The sequence below is a fragment of the Streptomyces davaonensis JCM 4913 genome, from assembly GCF_000349325.1.
Taxonomy (GTDB): domain Bacteria; phylum Actinomycetota; class Actinomycetes; order Streptomycetales; family Streptomycetaceae; genus Streptomyces; species Streptomyces davaonensis.
Map to the genome: position 1 here is coordinate 8,073,909 of NC_020504.1, position 16,188 is coordinate 8,090,096.

The following is a 16,188-nucleotide window of genomic DNA, read 5'->3' on the forward strand; positions in this document are numbered from 1 at the left end:
TTACCGGTAAACATTCACGGAGAGTTTGATCCTGGCTCAGGACGAACGCTGGCGGCGTGCTTAACACATGCAAGTCGAACGATGAAGCCCTTCGGGGTGGATTAGTGGCGAACGGGTGAGTAACACGTGGGCAATCTGCCCTTCACTCTGGGACAAGCCCTGGAAACGGGGTCTAATACCGGATATCACTCCCACTCGCATGGGTGGGGGTCGAAAGCTCCGGCGGTGAAGGATGAGCCCGCGGCCTATCAGCTTGTTGGTGAGGTAATGGCTCACCAAGGCGACGACGGGTAGCCGGCCTGAGAGGGCGACCGGCCACACTGGGACTGAGACACGGCCCAGACTCCTACGGGAGGCAGCAGTGGGGAATATTGCACAATGGGCGAAAGCCTGATGCAGCGACGCCGCGTGAGGGATGACGGCCTTCGGGTTGTAAACCTCTTTCAGCAGGGAAGAAGCGAAAGTGACGGTACCTGCAGAAGAAGCGCCGGCTAACTACGTGCCAGCAGCCGCGGTAATACGTAGGGCGCAAGCGTTGTCCGGAATTATTGGGCGTAAAGAGCTCGTAGGCGGCTTGTCACGTCGGGTGTGAAAGCTCGGGGCTTAACCCCGAGTCTGCATTCGATACGGGCTAGCTAGAGTGTGGTAGGGGAGATCGGAATTCCTGGTGTAGCGGTGAAATGCGCAGATATCAGGAGGAACACCGGTGGCGAAGGCGGATCTCTGGGCCATTACTGACGCTGAGGAGCGAAAGCGTGGGGAGCGAACAGGATTAGATACCCTGGTAGTCCACGCCGTAAACGGTGGGAACTAGGTGTTGGCGACATTCCACGTCGTCGGTGCCGCAGCTAACGCATTAAGTTCCCCGCCTGGGGAGTACGGCCGCAAGGCTAAAACTCAAAGGAATTGACGGGGGCCCGCACAAGCAGCGGAGCATGTGGCTTAATTCGACGCAACGCGAAGAACCTTACCAAGGCTTGACATACACCGGAAAGCATCAGAGATGGTGCCCCCCTTGTGGTCGGTGTACAGGTGGTGCATGGCTGTCGTCAGCTCGTGTCGTGAGATGTTGGGTTAAGTCCCGCAACGAGCGCAACCCTTGTTCTGTGTTGCCAGCATGCCCTTCGGGGTGATGGGGACTCACAGGAGACCGCCGGGGTCAACTCGGAGGAAGGTGGGGACGACGTCAAGTCATCATGCCCCTTATGTCTTGGGCTGCACACGTGCTACAATGGCCGATACAATGAGCTGCGATACCGCAAGGTGGAGCGAATCTCAAAAAGTCGGTCTCAGTTCGGATTGGGGTCTGCAACTCGACCCCATGAAGTTGGAGTTGCTAGTAATCGCAGATCAGCATTGCTGCGGTGAATACGTTCCCGGGCCTTGTACACACCGCCCGTCACGTCACGAAAGTCGGTAACACCCGAAGCCGGTGGCCCAACCCCTTGTGGGAGGGAGCTGTCGAAGGTGGGACTGGCGATTGGGACGAAGTCGTAACAAGGTAGCCGTACCGGAAGGTGCGGCTGGATCACCTCCTTTCTAAGGAGCACTTCTCACCAACTCCGGTTGGTCAGAGGCCAGTACATCGGCGAATGTCCGGTGCTGGTTGCTCATGGGTGGAACGTTGATTATTCGGCAGGTCCAGGACGGACCAGGCGCTAGTACTGCTCTTCGGGGCGTGGAACGCTGATCTGGTCGGCTGATCGTGTCGGGCACGCTGTTGGGTGTCTGAGGGCACGGCCGTAAGGTCTGTCTTCGGATGCCGGCCCCAGTGCACTCGAATCCGTGAGGGTTCGGGGTGATGGGTGGCTGGTCGTTGTTTGAGAACTGCACAGTGGACGCGAGCATCTGTGGCCAAGTTTTTAAGGGCGCACGGTGGATGCCTTGGCACCAGGAACCGATGAAGGACGTGGGAGGCCACGATAGTCCCCGGGGAGTCGTCAACCAGGCTTTGATCCGGGGGTTTCCGAATGGGGAAACCCGGCAGTCGTCATGGGCTGTCACCCTTGCCTGAACACATAGGGCAAGTGGAGGGAACGCGGGGAAGTGAAACATCTCAGTACCCGCAGGAAGAGAAAACAACCGTGATTCCGGGAGTAGTGGCGAGCGAAACCGGATGAGGCCAAACCTACGACGTGTGAGACCCGGCAGGGGTTGCGTCGTGGGGGTTGTGGGATCTCTCTTTCACAGTCTGCCGGCTGTGAGACGAGTCAGAAACCGTTGATGTAGGCGAAGGACATGCGAAAGGTCCGGCGTAGAGGGTAAGACCCCCGTAGTCGAAACGTCAGCGGCTCGTTTGAGAGACACCCAAGTAGCACGGGGCCCGAGAAATCCCGTGTGAATCTGGCGGGACCACCCGCTAAGCCTAAATATTCCCTGGTGACCGATAGCGGATAGTACCGTGAGGGAATGGTGAAAAGTACCGCGGGAGCGGAGTGAAATAGTACCTGAAACCGTGTGCCTACAAGCCGTGGGAGCGTCGCTTGCAAGCTTGCTTGCAAGTCGTGACTGCGTGCCTTTTGAAGAATGAGCCTGCGAGTTTGCGGTGTGTTGCGAGGTTAACCCGTGTGGGGAAGCCGTAGCGAAAGCGAGTCCGAACAGGGCGATATAGTAGCGCGCTCAAGACCCGAAGCGGAGTGATCTAGCCATGGGCAGGTTGAAGCGGAGGTAAGACTTCGTGGAGGACCGAACCCACCAGGGTTGAAAACCTGGGGGATGACCTGTGGTTAGGGGTGAAAGGCCAATCAAACTCCGTGATAGCTGGTTCTCCCCGAAATGCATTTAGGTGCAGCGTCGTGTGTTTCTTGCCGGAGGTAGAGCACTGGATAGGCGATGGGCCCTACCGGGTTACTGACCTTAGCCAAACTCCGAATGCCGGTAAGTGAGAGCGCGGCAGTGAGACTGTGGGGGATAAGCTCCATGGTCGAGAGGGAAACAGCCCAGAGCATCGACTAAGGCCCCTAAGCGTACGCTAAGTGGGAAAGGATGTGGAGTCGCAGAGACAACCAGGAGGTTGGCTTAGAAGCAGCCACCCTTGAAAGAGTGCGTAATAGCTCACTGGTCTAGTGATTCCGCGCCGACAATGTAGCGGGGCTCAAGCGTACCGCCGAAGTCGTGTCATTGCAGCATATAGGGCCAACGCCCGCTGTGATGGGTAGGGGAGCGTCGTCTGCCGGGTGAAGCGGCACCGGAAGGTAGTCGTGGACGGTTGACGAGTGAGAATGCAGGCATGAGTAGCGATACAAACGTGAGAAACGTTTGCGCCGATTGACTAAGGGTTCCTGGGTCAAGCTGATCTGCCCAGGGTAAGTCGGGACCTAAGGCGAGGCCGACAGGCGTAGTCGATGGATAACCGGTTGATATTCCGGTACCCGCTGTGAAGCGTCAAACATCGAGCATCGTGATGCTAAGGCCGTGAAGCCGCCCTGATCTCTTCGGAGTTGAGGGGAGTGGTGGAGCCGCCGAACCAAGCGGTTAGTAGGTGAGTGATGGGGTGACGCAGGAAGGTAGTCCATCCCGGGCGGTGGTTGTCCCGGGGTAAGGGTGTAGGCCGTGCGATAGGCAAATCCGTCGCACTTGTGGCTGAGACCTGATGCCGAGCCGATTGTGGTGAAGTGGATGATCCTATGCTGTCGAGAAAAGCCTCTAGCGAGTTTCATGGCGGCCCGTACCCTAAACCGACTCAGGTGGTCAGGTAGAGAATACCGAGGCGTTCGGGTGAACTATGGTTAAGGAACTCGGCAAAATGCCCCCGTAACTTCGGGAGAAGGGGGGCCACACCTGGTGAGAGGACTTGCTCCTCGAGCTGGGGGTGGCCGCAGAGACCAGCGAGAAGCGACTGTTTACTAAAAACACAGGTCCGTGCGAAGCCGTAAGGCGATGTATACGGACTGACGCCTGCCCGGTGCTGGAACGTTAAGGGGACCGGTTAGTCATGATTCGTCATGGCGAAGCTGAGAACTTAAGCGCCAGTAAACGGCGGTGGTAACTATAACCATCCTAAGGTAGCGAAATTCCTTGTCGGGTAAGTTCCGACCTGCACGAATGGCGTAACGACTTCTCGACTGTCTCAACCATAGGCCCGGTGAAATTGCACTACGAGTAAAGATGCTCGTTTCGCGCAGCAGGACGGAAAGACCCCGGGACCTTTACTACAGTTTGATATTGGTGTTCGGTTCGGCTTGTGTAGGATAGCTGGGAGACTTTGAAGCGGCCACGCCAGTGGTTGTGGAGTCGTCGTTGAAATACCAGTCTGGTCGTGCTGGATGTCTAACCTGGGTCCGTGATCCGGATCAGGGACAGTGTCTGATGGGTAGTTTAACTGGGGCGGTTGCCTCCTAAAGAGTAACGGAGGCGCCCAAAGGTTCCCTCAGCCTGGTTGGCAATCAGGTGTTGAGTGTAAGTGCACAAGGGAGCTTGACTGTGAGACCGACGGGTCGAGCAGGGACGAAAGTCGGGACTAGTGATCCGGCGGTGGCTTGTGGAAGCGCCGTCGCTCAACGGATAAAAGGTACCCCGGGGATAACAGGCTGATCTTCCCCAAGAGTCCATATCGACGGGATGGTTTGGCACCTCGATGTCGGCTCGTCGCATCCTGGGGCTGGAGTCGGTCCCAAGGGTTGGGCTGTTCGCCCATTAAAGCGGTACGCGAGCTGGGTTTAGAACGTCGTGAGACAGTTCGGTCCCTATCCGCTGCGCGCGCAGGAATATTGAGAAGGGCTGTCCCTAGTACGAGAGGACCGGGACGGACGAACCTCTGGTGTGCCAGTTGTTCTGCCAAGGGCATGGCTGGTTGGCTACGTTCGGGAGGGATAACCGCTGAAAGCATCTAAGCGGGAAGCCTGCTTCGAGATGAGTATTCCCACCCACTTGATGGGGTAAGGCTCCCAGTAGACGACTGGGTTGATAGGCCGGATCTGGAAGCACGGTAACGTGTGGAGGTGACCGGTACTAATAGGCCGAGGGCTTGTCCTCAGTTGCTCGCGTCCACTGTGTTGGTTCTGAAACCACGAACGGCCCCGTATGGCCATATGGCTTCATGCGGTGCGGCATTGTTCGACAGTTTCATAGTGTTTCGGTGGTCATAGCGTGAGGGAAACGCCCGGTTACATTCCGAACCCGGAAGCTAAGCCTTACAGCGCCGATGGTACTGCAGGGGGGACCCTGTGGGAGAGTAGGACGCCGCCGAACTCCTTTTAAAGCTCTGGCTCTTGGGCACACCGCCCAGGAGCCAGAGCTTTTTTGCGTTGAGGTAAGGTCAGGGGGCATCGTTCGCACGTTTCCCCACAGGAGGCCCCCGGGTGGAGGTCCAGGAGACCCGGGTCCAGACGGACCGGGTCCTCACCATCCCCAACATCCTCAGCATGGCTCGGCTCCTCGGTGTGCCGCTGTTCCTGTGGCTGATCCTCAGGCCGGAGTTCGGCGGGCCGGAGAGCGATGGCTGGGCTCTGCTCGTGCTGATGCTCAGTGGGATCAGTGACTACCTGGACGGCAAGCTCGCCCGGCGTTGGAATCAGGTGAGCAGCCTCGGCCGGCTCCTGGATCCGGCCGCAGACCGGCTCTACATTCTCTCGACTTTGGTCGGACTGACCTGGCGTGAGATTCTGCCGCTCTGGTTGACTGCCGTACTTCTTGCACGAGAACTGGTTCTGCTGGTGATGGTGGGCATCCTCAGGCGTCATGGGTATCCGCCGCCCCAGGTGAACTTCCTGGGGAAGGCGGCTACTTTCAACCTGATGTATGCTTTCCCGTTGCTCCTGCTCAGCGATGGAAGCGGGTGGCTCCCGTCACTTGCTGCTATTTTCGGATGGGCGTTCGCCGGATGGGGTACAACGCTCTACTGGTGGGCAGGAGTCCTCTACGTGGTACAAGTCCGCCGCCTGGTCCGTGCGGACGCCATGGCCGATTGAACTCGCCCTTGATGCGATCCAGCGGCTCGATGGCCCGCGGCAGAAAAGTGCGGGACAATCTGGACGGGTGAAGTCGGCTAGACCGTCGTCTCTTAGAGGAGGACGCTTCCGACATGAAGGCCGTCGTGATGGCCGGAGGCGAAGGCACACGCCTTCGCCCCATGACCTCAAGCATGCCCAAGCCGCTCCTGCCGGTGGCCAACCGGCCGATCATGGAGCACGTTCTGAGGCTGCTCAAAAGGCATGGGCTCAACGAGACCGTCGTTACTGTCCAGTTCCTGGCCTCGCTGGTCAAGAACTACTTCGGTGATGGCGAGGAGCTCGGGATGGAGCTCAGCTATGCCAACGAGGAGAAGCCACTCGGTACCGCCGGAAGCGTCAAGAACGCCGAAGAGGCGTTGAAGGACGACGCTTTCCTCGTGATCTCCGGTGATGCCCTGACCGACTTCGACCTCACCGATCTCATCCGTTTCCACAAGGAGAAGGGTGCCCTCGTCACTGTCTGTCTGACGCGGGTGCCGAATCCGCTGGAATTCGGAATCACCATCGTCGACGAAGAGGGCAAGGTCGAGCGTTTCCTTGAGAAGCCGACCTGGGGCCAGGTTTTCTCCGACACCGTGAACACCGGCATTTATGTCATGGAGCCCGAGGTCTTCGACTATGTCGAGGCTGATGTGCCCGTCGACTGGTCCGGTGATGTCTTCCCTCAGCTGATGAAGGAGGGCAAGCCCATCTATGGGTATGTCGCGGAGGGCTACTGGGAGGATGTCGGCACCCACGAGAGCTATGTGAAGGCGCAGGCCGACGTCCTGGAGGGCAAGGTCGACGTCGAACTCGACGGGTTCGAGATCTCGCCGGGCGTATGGGTGGCGGAGGGTGCCGAGGTGCATTCCGATGCCGTCCTTCGCGGTCCCCTCTACATCGGGGACTATGCCAAGGTCGAGGCCGGTGCCGAAATTCGGGAGCACACCGTTGTCGGCTCCAACGTCGTCGTGAAGAGCGGGGCCTTTCTGCACAAGGCCGTCGTGCACGACAACGTGTATGTCGGGCAGCACAGCAATCTCCGTGGCTGTGTCGTCGGCAAGAACACCGACATCATGCGCTCGGCCCGGATCGAGGACGGCGCCGTCATCGGCGACGAGTGCCTGATCGGGGAAGAATCGATCATTCAGGGCAATGTGCGGGTCTACCCGTTCAAGATCATTGAGGCCGGTGCTTTCGTCAACACCTCGGTGATCTGGGAGTCCAGGGGCCAGGCGCATCTCTTCGGTGCCCGAGGGGTCTCGGGAATCCTGAACGTGGAGATCACGCCCGAGTTGGCGGTGCGGTTGGCCGGTGCCTATGCGACGACTCTCAAGAAGGGGTCGACCGTCACCACGGCCCGCGACCACTCCCGTGGCGCTCGGGCGCTGAAGCGGGCGGTCATCTCCGCTCTTCAGGCGAGCGCCATCGACGTACGGGACCTGGAGAACGTACCGCTGCCCGTGGCGCGGCAGCAGACCGCGCGCGGTAGTGCCGGCGGGATCATGATCCGGACCACGCCCGGGGTGCCGGACTCCGTGGACATCATGTTCTTCGACGGGCAGGGTGCTGACCTGTCGCAGGGCGGTCAGCGGAAGCTGGACCGCGTGTTCGCGCGGCAGGAGTACCGGCGGGCGTTCCCGGGGGAGATCGGGGACCTGCACTTCCCGGCGAGCGTCTTCGACTCGTACACAGGATCACTGCTGCGCAATGTCGACACGACGGGGATCGCCGATTCCGGGCTCAAGGTCGTGGTGGACGCGTCCAACGGCAGTGCGGGTCTCGTGCTGCCCAGCCTGCTGGGCAAGCTCGGTGTGGACTCGTTGACCATCAATCCGGGTCTCGACGAGTCGCGGCCGACGGAGACCGCGGACACCCGGCGTTCGGGGCTGGTGCGGCTGGGCGAGATCGTCGCCTCCGCGCGGGCCGCGTTCGGGGTGCGGTTCGACCCTGTGGGCGAGCGGCTGTCCCTGGTCGACGAGAAGGGACGGATCGTCGAGGACGACCGTGCACTGCTTGTCATGCTCGACCTGGTGGCGGCGGAGCGGCGCAGCGGGCGGGTGGCGCTTCCGGTGACGACCACCAGGATCGCCGAGCAGGTGGCGGCGTACCACGGGACGCAGGTGGAATGGACGACCACGTCGCCCGACGATCTGACCCGGGTCGGGCGGGACGAGACCACGATCTTCGGCGGTGACGGCAAGGCCGGGTTCATCATCCCGGAGTTCAGCAGCGTCTTCGACGGTACGGCGGCCTTCGTACGGCTGATCGGGCTGGTGGCGCGGACTCAGCTCACCCTGAGCCAGATCGACGCCCGGATTCCGCGGGCGCATGTCCTCAAGCGGGATCTGGCGACGCCGTGGGCCGTCAAGGGGCTCGTCATGCGGCGGGTCGTCGAGGCCGCCGGAGACCGGTTCGTGGACACCACGGACGGGGTGCGGGTCGTCGAGACGGACGGGCGCTGGGTGATGGTGCTGCCGGACCCGGCCGAAGCGGTCACTCACCTGTGGGCGGAGGGCCCGGACGACGCCTCCGCGCAGGCTCTGCTCGACGAGTGGTCGGCCGTGGTGGACAGCGCCGGCCGCTGAAACGGGCTCTACGCGCGCGTGCCGGACAAGTCTCCCCAAGGGGGCCTGTCCGGCACGCCGGTGGGGCCATTCGGAGGTACTGGGCGCGACGTGCGACGATGTGCGGCATGCCGCAGCAGCCCCCCGTTCGGAGCACTCCTACGCGCCCCCCGCGCCCGGATGCTTCCATGTCGCTGCTCACCAATGTCATGGACCACAGCCTCGATGACGGGTACGCGGAGGCGGCTGCGCGGAAGAAGGCGGCGGACGGTGGTCTGCCCAAGACGCTCCGGGCGAAGCTCGGGCTCGCGGCCGGTCTGGTGCTGGCGGCCCTGGTGGTCACCGTGGGTGCGGCTCAGGCCCGGGTCGCGGCTCCTGTCGTGGCAAAGGAGCGCGAGGAGCTGATCGACCGGATCGATCAGGAGACCGAGGCCGCCGACAAGCTCGAGGACAGCGTCGACAAGCTGCGGGACGACGTGAGCGCGCGCCAGCGCGAGGCGCTCAAGGAGGGCGGCGGCGAGCAGGCGGAGCTGGTGGGGATTCTCGCCGGGGCCGTCGAGGTGCACGGGCCTGGCGTGAAACTGGTCGTGAACGACGCCAAGGAATCCGGCGGGGGCGGTGACGGGGACCCGCGTGAGACGTCCGGGTTCTCGGACACGGGACGGGTCCGGGACCGGGACATGCAGCGCGTGGTCAACGGGCTGTGGGAGTCGGGGGCCGAGGCCATCTCCATCAACGGGCAGCGGCTGACGGCGCTGTCGGCGATCAGGGCCGCGGGTGACGCGATACTGGTCGACAACAAGCCGCTGGTGCCGCCGTACACGGTGCTCGCGGTGGGGGACGGGGAGCGGCTGAGCGGCAGGTTCCAGGACAGCGCCGACGGGCTGTATCTGCACGCCTTGCAGGAGAACTTCGGCATCAGGACCGCCATCTCCGTGGAAAGTGAGCTCCGGCTGCCCGCGGCACCCAGTGTGACTGTACGAACAGCACAGCCGAACACCGAGAAATCCGAGAAGGGCACATCGTGATCGCCGTACTGGGCCTCGTCGTGGGAGTCGTGGCCGGCCTGTTGGTCCGGCCTGAGGTTCCGGCGGTCGTCGAGCCTTACTTGCCGATCGCCGTCGTGGCGGCGCTGGACGCCGTCTTCGGTGGTCTGCGGGCCATGCTCGACGGCATCTTCGACGACAAGGTCTTCGTGGTGTCGTTCCTGTCCAATGTGGTCGTCGCCGCGCTGATCGTGTTCCTGGGCGACAAGTTGGGTGTGGGCGCGCAGCTGTCCACCGGCGTCGTCGTGGTCCTCGGTATCCGGATCTTCTCGAACGCCGCGGCGATCCGCCGGCACGTGTTCCGGGCGTGAGGCCGATGAGCAACCAGGACGAGACGCCCGAGAACAGACTGCGCAAGGAACTGCCCGACGAGGTGCCGTCCGCGGCTTCCGAGGCCGCGCCGGAGGCCCCGGAGGCCGGGTCCGGGCTGACCGGTCGGCAGCGTCTCGCCAAGGGGCTGTGGCCGCCGCGTGTCACGCGGGCTCAACTGATCGTCGCCCTGCTGCTGTTCGGCCTCGGATTCGGCCTTGCCGTGCAGGTCGCCTCCAACAGTGACGGGGACGACGCCCTGCGCGGAGCGCGTCAGGAAGATCTCGTGCGGATCCTCGATGAACTGGACGACCGCACACAGCGTCTTGAGGACGAGAAGCAGGGACTCGAGAAGCAGCGGGACGAGCTGGAGAACAGCTCGAACCAGGCCGAGGAGGCTCGTCGGCAGACTGTCGAGAAGGAGAGACAACTCGGCATTCTGGCGGGCACGGTGGCGGCTCAGGGGCCCGGCATCACGGTCACCATCGGCGACACGAAGGGGACGGTCGAGGCGGACATGCTGCTGGACGCCATCCAGGAATTGCGTGCGGCCGGCGCTGAGGCGATCCAGGTGAACGGGGTACGCGTGGTGGCGGGTACCTATCTGACGGATTCGGAGGGTTCCGTGAGCGTCGACGGGAACAAGATCAACGCGCCCTATCGTTTCAAGGTCATCGGCAAGCCGCAGGACCTCGAACCGGCCCTGAACATCCCTGGAGGCGTGGTGCAGACTCTGGAGAAGGAGCAGGCCACCGTGACGGTCGAGCGGTCGGACAAGATCGTTGTGGACGCCTTGCGGGCCGCGGAGCGGCCTGACTACGCTCGGTCGTCCTCGCGGTGAATCGGGGGTGCATGGGGGACGTCCGGCGAGGGCATGAGGTTGCGGGGGGTCGGCGCACCGAATGGGTGGTGCGTGGTGGAAACTGTCTGGTGGATACGGACGTTGTGAGGATGTCCGGGTCGGCCGGAGTGTGCAGTCAGGGTTCGTCCTGCCCCACGGGCGGGTCTGTTTCAGTCAAGGGGAATCGCCCGTGAAGTTGTTTGCGAAGTTGTTCGGCAAGAGCGCGCGAGAGGGCAACGACAACGCCACCGCCCGCCATCGCGCACAGCCTGACGCAGAGGGCCAGCGGCCGTTGTTCCGGGACCAGGTGGGTGGTCCGGGCGGTGACATTTCCGGAGGTCAGGGCGCGCCGTCGGTTGACCCTGCCCAGGCCGGAGGCATAGGTTTCGGGCAACCGTCAGCCTCAAGTGCGGGTGGAGGGTTCGCCGCCGACCCGTACGCGTCCAATGCCCCGGCGGGGCAGCCGCGGCAGGAGGATCCGTCCATGTCGGCCCTGGTGTGCACGAGGTGCGGCAACCGCAACGCGGAGAACAGTCGCTTCTGTTCCAACTGCGGTGCTCCGCTGCGGCCGGGTGCCGTGCCCGAGCGTCCCTCCGAGACGACGTCCACCATCTCCATCTCCGGTCTCGAGGCCTACGACGCCGAGGTCACCGGTCAAACGCAGGTTCCGGCGCTGTCCCCCGAGGCGCAGGCGGCCGTCGACGCGCTGCCGCTCGGCTCCGCGCTCCTGGTGGTGCGCCGTGGGCCGAACTCGGGCAGCCGCTTCCTGCTGGACGGCGACCTGACCACCGCAGGCCGTCACCCGCAGAGCGACATCTTCCTGGACGACGTCACCGTCTCGCGCCGGCATGTGGAGTTCCGCCGCAGCCAGGACGGCTCGTTCACGGTCGCCGACGTGGGCAGCCTGAACGGCACGTACGTCAACCGCGAGCGGATCGACCAGGTCGCTCTGTCGAACGGTGACGAGGTGCAGATCGGCAAGTACCGGCTGGTCTTCTACGCGAGCCAGCGAGGCTACTGACCCTCCCCCGGAGAAGGTCCATGCTTCAAACACCGAGCGGCGGTGTCGGCCACGGCATCGCCGCCACGGACAGCGAGCTGATGAGCATCGGCACGGTGCTGAACGCGCTGCGCGACGAGTTTCCCGAAGTCACCATCTCCAAGATCCGCTTTCTGGAGTCCGAGGGCCTCGTCGAACCGCGCCGGACGCCCTCCGGGTACCGAAAGTTCAGCGCCGACGACGTCGAGCGGCTCGGGTACGTCCTGCGGATGCAGCGGGACCACTATCTGCCGCTCAAGGTGATCCGCGAGCATCTGGACGCCATGGCGCGCGGTGAGGCCGTGCCGCTGCCCGCCGTGGGCCGCCAGCGGGACGGAGGGGCCGTACCGGAGCTGTCGGAGGCTCCCACGGCGGCCCGGATCGGGCGTTCCGAGCTGCTGGCCGCCGCGGAGATCGACGAGTGCGATCTTCAGGAGTGGGAGTCGTACGGGCTGATCGCTCCGCTGCCGGACGGGGTGTACGACGCCGAGGCGGTCACCGTGGCCGCTCTTGTCGCCGAGCTGGGGCGGTTCGGGATCGAGCCGCGGCACCTGCGCGTGATGAAGGCCGCGGCGGACCGGGAGGCGGGCCTGGTGGACCAGGTCGTGGCGCCGCTCAAGCGGCATCGCAACCCGCAGACCAGGGCGCACGCAGAGGCCCGTACGAAGGAGCTGGCGGGGCTCACGGTCAAGCTGCACGCCGCGCTCGTGCAGACCGCGCTCGGGGTGCGCCTGCCCTGAGCCGGAGGCTGTGGGAGGGCCGTATCGGCCGCCCGTTTCCTGCCCGACTACCCAAACGTCCCGGGCACGGCCTAGGGTTGCTGTGTGAACGAGCTCGATGTCGTAGGTGTCCGGGTCGAAATGCCCTCCAACCAACCGATCGTGCTCCTGCGCGAAGTGGGAGGCGACCGCTACCTCCCCATCTGGATCGGGCCGGGGGAGGCGACGGCCATCGCCTTCGCCCAGCAGGGCATGGCCCCCGCGCGACCGCTGACCCACGACCTGTTCAAGGACGTGCTGGAGGCCGTCGGCCAGGAGCTCACCGAAGTGCGCATCACGGACCTGCGGGAAGGCGTCTTCTACGCCGAGCTGGTCTTCGCCAGCGGGGTCGAGGTGAGCGCGCGTCCGTCCGACGCCATAGCGCTGGCCCTGCGCACCGGAACCCCCATCTACGGCAGCGACGGCGTGCTCGACGACGCGGGCATCGCGATCCCGGACGAGCAGGAGGACGAGGTGGAGAAGTTCCGCGAGTTCCTCGACCAGATCTCACCCGAGGACTTCGGAACCAGCAGCCAGTGAGAACCTCGCGCGGCGGCAATTGCCAGCGGCGAGTGAGAGCGTCCTGCGACCCGGGCCCAGCGCATTCGGCTAGCCTTTCCCCGCGGTTGGGTACGGGAAACCACTCCTAGGGTGATTATCACTCGGCGTGCCGAGTGTGGCGATCGTTGACGCACCCCTGGTGACTGCCTACCGTCGAGAAGGCAGGTCAAGGACGGAGGTCGGCGTGAGAAGCAGCGGCGACGGTACGGCTGGGGGTGCCCCCGGACGCAGTCTCGGGGAGAGCGGTCCGTACCCTCCCCCGAGCTCACGGCCCCGCTCGAACGGGGGATATCCCCAGACGGGCGGTGCGGCCGACCGCGCCCCGCAGCGACCGACGGCCGTGCCGAGCGGCGGAGGGGCGGCGCCCATGGCGTCCGAGGAGATCGGCTATCGAGGCCCGACGGCCTGTGCGGCCGCCGGGATCACCTATCGGCAACTGGACTACTGGGCGCGCACGGGGCTGGTGGAGCCGAGCGTGCGGCCCGCGTACGGGTCGGGGACGCAGCGGCTGTACAGCTTCCGGGACGTCGTCGTCCTGAAGATCGTCAAGCGGTTCCTGGACACCGGGGTGTCGCTTCAGAACATCCGGACCGCGGTGCAGCATCTGCGGGAGCGGGGTTTCAGCGATCTGGAGCGCATGACGCTGATGAGCGACGGTGCCACGGTCTACGAGTGCACCTCGCCCGACGAGGTCCACGCGCTGCTCCAGGGTGGGCAGGGCGTCTTCGGGATCGCCGTCGGTGTGGTGTGGCGGGATGTCGAGAGCGCGCTGTCCCAGCTGCACGGGGAGCGGATCGACACCGGGGAGACGCTCGTCGGGCACAATCCGGCGGATGAGCTGGCGCGGCGGCGTAACCGGGCGGTCTGAGGGCTTTCCGGTGGGCCTGGTCGGGGGCGGTGCGGGGGCGTTGTCAGTGGTGTAGGGCAGCATCGGAGATGTGAGAAGCGCGCCTACGATCCTGCACCTCGACATGGATGCCTTCTTCGCCTCGGCGGAGCAGGCCTCCAAGCCGAGTCTGCGCGGGAAAGCCGTGATCGTGGGCGGGCTCGGGCCGCGTGGTGTGGTGGCGACCGCGTCGTACGAGGCTCGGGTCTTCGGGGTCAATTCGGCGATGCCCATGGCGCAGGCGCGGCGGCTGGCGCCGAATGCCGCCTATCTCGTGCCGCGGTTCGGGTTCTACCGGTCGATCAGTGAGCAGGTCATGGCGCTGCTGCGGGCGCTGTCGCCGCTGGTGGAGCCGCTCAGTCTGGACGAGGCGTTCGTGGATTTGGAGGCCGGGGGAGCGGCCTGGGACGAGGCGTCGGCTCGGCTGGCGGGGGTGAAGCTGCGCGCCGACATACGGGCCTTCACGGGGCTCACCGGGTCTGTGGGGCTCGCGGCGTCGAAGATGCTGGCGAAGATCGCGTCGGAGCAGGCCAAGCCGGACGGGCTGGTGCTCATCGAGCCGGGGACCGAGCGGGCGTTGCTGGGGCCGATGTCGGTGCGGACCCTGCCGGGGGTGGGGCCGGCCACGGGGGACCATCTGCGGCGGGCCGGGATCCATACGGTCGATGAGCTGGCCGAGGCGGGGGAGGACGAGCTCGTGCGGCTGCTCGGGAAGGCGCATGGGCATGCGCTGTACGCGATGGCGCTGGCGCGGGATGAGCGGCCGGTGGTGGCCGAGCGGGAGACGAAGTCGGTGTCGGTGGAGGACACGTACGACGTCGACATCCATGACCGGGTGCGGGTCGGGCTTGAGGTGCAGCGGCTGGCGGATCGGTGTGTGCGGCGGTTGCGGGGGGCCGGGCTGTCCGGGCGGACCATCGTGTTGAAGGTGCGGCGGTACGACTTCTCGACGCTGACTCGATCCGAGACGTTGCGGGGGCCTACGGATGATCCGGGGGTGGTGCGGGAAGCGGCCGCGCGGTTGCTGGAGGCCGTCGACACCACGGGGGGTGTGCGGTTGCTGGGGGTCGGGGTGAGTGGGCTTGCGGATTACACGCAGGAGGATCTGTTCGCGCAGGCCGCGGGGGAGCTGGGGGCGGAGGAATCGGGGGAGGAGGGGGATGGCTCAGGTGAGGCTGCGGGGGTGGGGGACGTGGTGGAGGTGCCTGTGGAGCGGCGGTGGGCTGCGGGGCATGACGTGGTGCATGCCGAGTTCGGGCATGGGTGGGTGCAGGGGAGTGGGCTGGGGCGGGTGACTGTGCGGTTTGAGACGCCTGAGTCGGAGCCGGGGCGGGTGCGGACGTTTCGGGTTGATGATCCGTTGCTGACTGTTGCCGATCCGTTGCCCTTGGTGCGGGGGAGACCTGGGGCCTCGGTGGGCGGAGCTGGTGCGTGACCCCTTGCCTGGTGCTGGCGTGGGGGTGGGTGCGCTGGCCCGCGCTTGCGGGGTGCCGCTGCGCCCACCCGTGCCGCCCCAGCGGCACGACTGCCCGCAGCGGCGGCCGGTGCAGCGGTGCGGTTGCCCGTTGCTGCGCGGATACGGCCCACTGCCCTCCCAGCCAGGCGCGTGGCAGTTACGTGTCCGCGTCCTCTGTTCCTGCCAGGTTGCCGAAGTCGTGGTCGGGGGGTGGGGGGGAGGTGATGTCGAGGCCGTAGTGGTGGTAGAGCTGGAGTTCTTGTTCGGGGGAGAGGTGGCGGCCTACTCCGAAGTCGGGGGCGTCCTTGATTAGGGAGCGGTCGAAGGGGACCTTCAACGTGCCTTCGATCAGTTCGCTGGGTTCCAGGGGGACGAAGGCGTCTCTGCTGAACAGGCCGGTGCGTATGGCTGCCCACTCCGGCACCCCGGTCGCGTCGTCGAGGTAGACCTCGTCAATCGTGCCGATCTTCGTGCCGTTGCGGTCGAACGCCTTGCGGCCGATCAGGTTGCGCGGATCGATGTCGGTCTGCACGGGCCCTCCACTTGGTCGCAAATCATCCGTAAGCACTACGAAAGAGCACATTCGGGCGCGCGGCCACTCGAACGGCTGGGCGTTGACCTCGCTGGTAGGCTGACAGCGGCTGCTGACCCCGTGCGGGAGAGTCCTCCAGACATCATCGGAGGCGCCGAAGGAGCAAATCCTCCCCGGAATCTCTCAGGCCCACGTACCGCACGGACGAGGTCACTCTGGAAAGCAGGGCGGGTGTCAACGGCTTCCGCTCTCACCGACGGTGA

The 16,188-nt window shown here is 64.7% G+C and carries 11 protein-coding genes, 3 rRNA genes and 1 riboswitch; of the genes, 13 read left to right on the plus strand and 1 reads right to left on the minus strand.

All coding sequences use genetic code 11. The features are described 5' to 3' along the window. Nucleotides 1–13 precede the first annotated feature (13 nt). The 13 genes from BN159_RS35730 (at nt 14) to BN159_RS35790 (ending at nt 15,372) form a co-directional block, all read left to right on the plus strand. Nucleotides 14–1,539, plus strand: a 16S ribosomal RNA gene (locus BN159_RS35730). Nucleotides 1,540–1,852: 313 nt separating this feature from the next. Next, nucleotides 1,853–4,974: ribosomal RNA gene (locus BN159_RS35735) — 23S ribosomal RNA — on the plus strand. A gap of 99 nt (nt 4,975–5,073) precedes the next feature. After that, nucleotides 5,074–5,190: ribosomal RNA gene (gene rrf, locus BN159_RS35740) — 5S ribosomal RNA — on the plus strand. The 16S, 23S and 5S rRNA genes sit together here, the layout of an rRNA operon. 110 nt (nt 5,191–5,300) lie before the next feature. Beyond that, complete coding sequence (locus tag BN159_RS35745; RefSeq protein ID WP_015661912.1) at nt 5,301–5,909, plus strand: CDP-alcohol phosphatidyltransferase family protein; 609 nt, start codon at nt 5,301–5,303, stop codon at nt 5,907–5,909. 113 nt (nt 5,910–6,022) lie between these two features. Next, nucleotides 6,023–8,518 (plus strand): mannose-1-phosphate guanyltransferase, encoded by a 2,496-nt coding sequence (locus BN159_RS35750; protein ID WP_015661913.1) that lies wholly within the window; start codon nt 6,023–6,025, stop codon nt 8,516–8,518. 98 nt (nt 8,519–8,616) lie between these two features. Next, nucleotides 8,617–9,525 (plus strand): DUF881 domain-containing protein, encoded by a 909-nt coding sequence (locus BN159_RS35755; RefSeq protein WP_086016486.1) that lies wholly within the window; start codon nt 8,617–8,619, stop codon nt 9,523–9,525. Further along, the gene (locus tag BN159_RS35760; RefSeq protein ID WP_003988855.1) at nt 9,522–9,854 is read left to right on the plus strand and encodes a small basic family protein; all 333 of its coding nucleotides are present in this window, start codon (nt 9,522–9,524) and stop codon (nt 9,852–9,854) included. Before BN159_RS35755 ends, BN159_RS35760 begins: the two co-directional genes overlap by 4 nt. A 5-nt stretch (nt 9,855–9,859) precedes the next feature. Further along, nucleotides 9,860–10,693 carry a DUF881 domain-containing protein gene (locus BN159_RS35765; protein ID WP_015661915.1) on the plus strand — a complete coding sequence of 278 codons (834 nt, stop codon included), beginning with the start codon at nt 9,860–9,862 and terminating at the stop codon, nt 10,691–10,693. A 61-nt stretch (nt 10,694–10,754) separates the two neighbouring features. Next, entirely contained in the window at nt 10,755–11,714 is a 960-nt protein-coding gene (locus BN159_RS44385; RefSeq protein ID WP_078598927.1) for an FHA domain-containing protein, read from the plus strand. A 20-nt stretch (nt 11,715–11,734) separates the two neighbouring features. After that, nucleotides 11,735–12,472 (plus strand): transcriptional regulator FtsR, encoded by a 738-nt coding sequence (ftsR, locus tag BN159_RS35775; protein WP_015661917.1) that lies wholly within the window; start codon nt 11,735–11,737, stop codon nt 12,470–12,472. Between the two features lie 84 nt (nt 12,473–12,556). Beyond that, nucleotides 12,557–13,030 (plus strand): bifunctional nuclease family protein, encoded by a 474-nt coding sequence (locus BN159_RS35780; RefSeq protein WP_004002801.1) that lies wholly within the window; start codon nt 12,557–12,559, stop codon nt 13,028–13,030. 205 nt (nt 13,031–13,235) lie between these two features. Further along, nucleotides 13,236–13,919 (plus strand): MerR family transcriptional regulator, encoded by a 684-nt coding sequence (locus BN159_RS35785; RefSeq protein ID WP_078598928.1) that lies wholly within the window; start codon nt 13,236–13,238, stop codon nt 13,917–13,919. Nucleotides 13,920–13,989: 70 nt separating this feature from the next. After that, entirely contained in the window at nt 13,990–15,372 is a 1,383-nt protein-coding gene (locus BN159_RS35790; RefSeq protein WP_078598929.1) for a DNA polymerase IV, read from the plus strand. A gap of 178 nt (nt 15,373–15,550) precedes the next feature. Here BN159_RS35790 and BN159_RS35795 read toward each other — a convergent pair whose 3' ends face one another. Further along, nucleotides 15,551–15,925 carry a PRC-barrel domain-containing protein gene (locus tag BN159_RS35795; protein ID WP_015661920.1) on the minus strand — a complete coding sequence of 125 codons (375 nt, stop codon included), beginning with the start codon at nt 15,923–15,925 and terminating at the stop codon, nt 15,551–15,553. A 113-nt stretch (nt 15,926–16,038) separates the two neighbouring features. Further along, nucleotides 16,039–16,134: riboswitch (glycine riboswitch) on the plus strand. The last annotated feature ends 54 nt before the right edge of the window (nt 16,135–16,188 follow it).

Bases quoted from the DNA above. Each gene is read 5' to 3' on its own strand.
- BN159_RS44385 (WP_078598927.1), top strand. From the start codon at position 10,755: ATGGGTGGTGCGTGGTGGAAACTGTCTGGTGGATACGGACGTTGTGAG.
- BN159_RS35755 (WP_086016486.1), top strand. From the start codon at position 8,617: ATGTGCGGCATGCCGCAGCAGCCCCCCGTTCGGAGCACTCCTACGCGC.
- BN159_RS35750 (WP_015661913.1), top strand. From the start codon at position 6,023: ATGAAGGCCGTCGTGATGGCCGGAGGCGAAGGCACACGCCTTCGCCCC.
- ftsR (WP_015661917.1), top strand. From the start codon at position 11,735: ATGCTTCAAACACCGAGCGGCGGTGTCGGCCACGGCATCGCCGCCACG.
- BN159_RS35765 (WP_015661915.1), top strand. From the start codon at position 9,860: ATGAGCAACCAGGACGAGACGCCCGAGAACAGACTGCGCAAGGAACTG.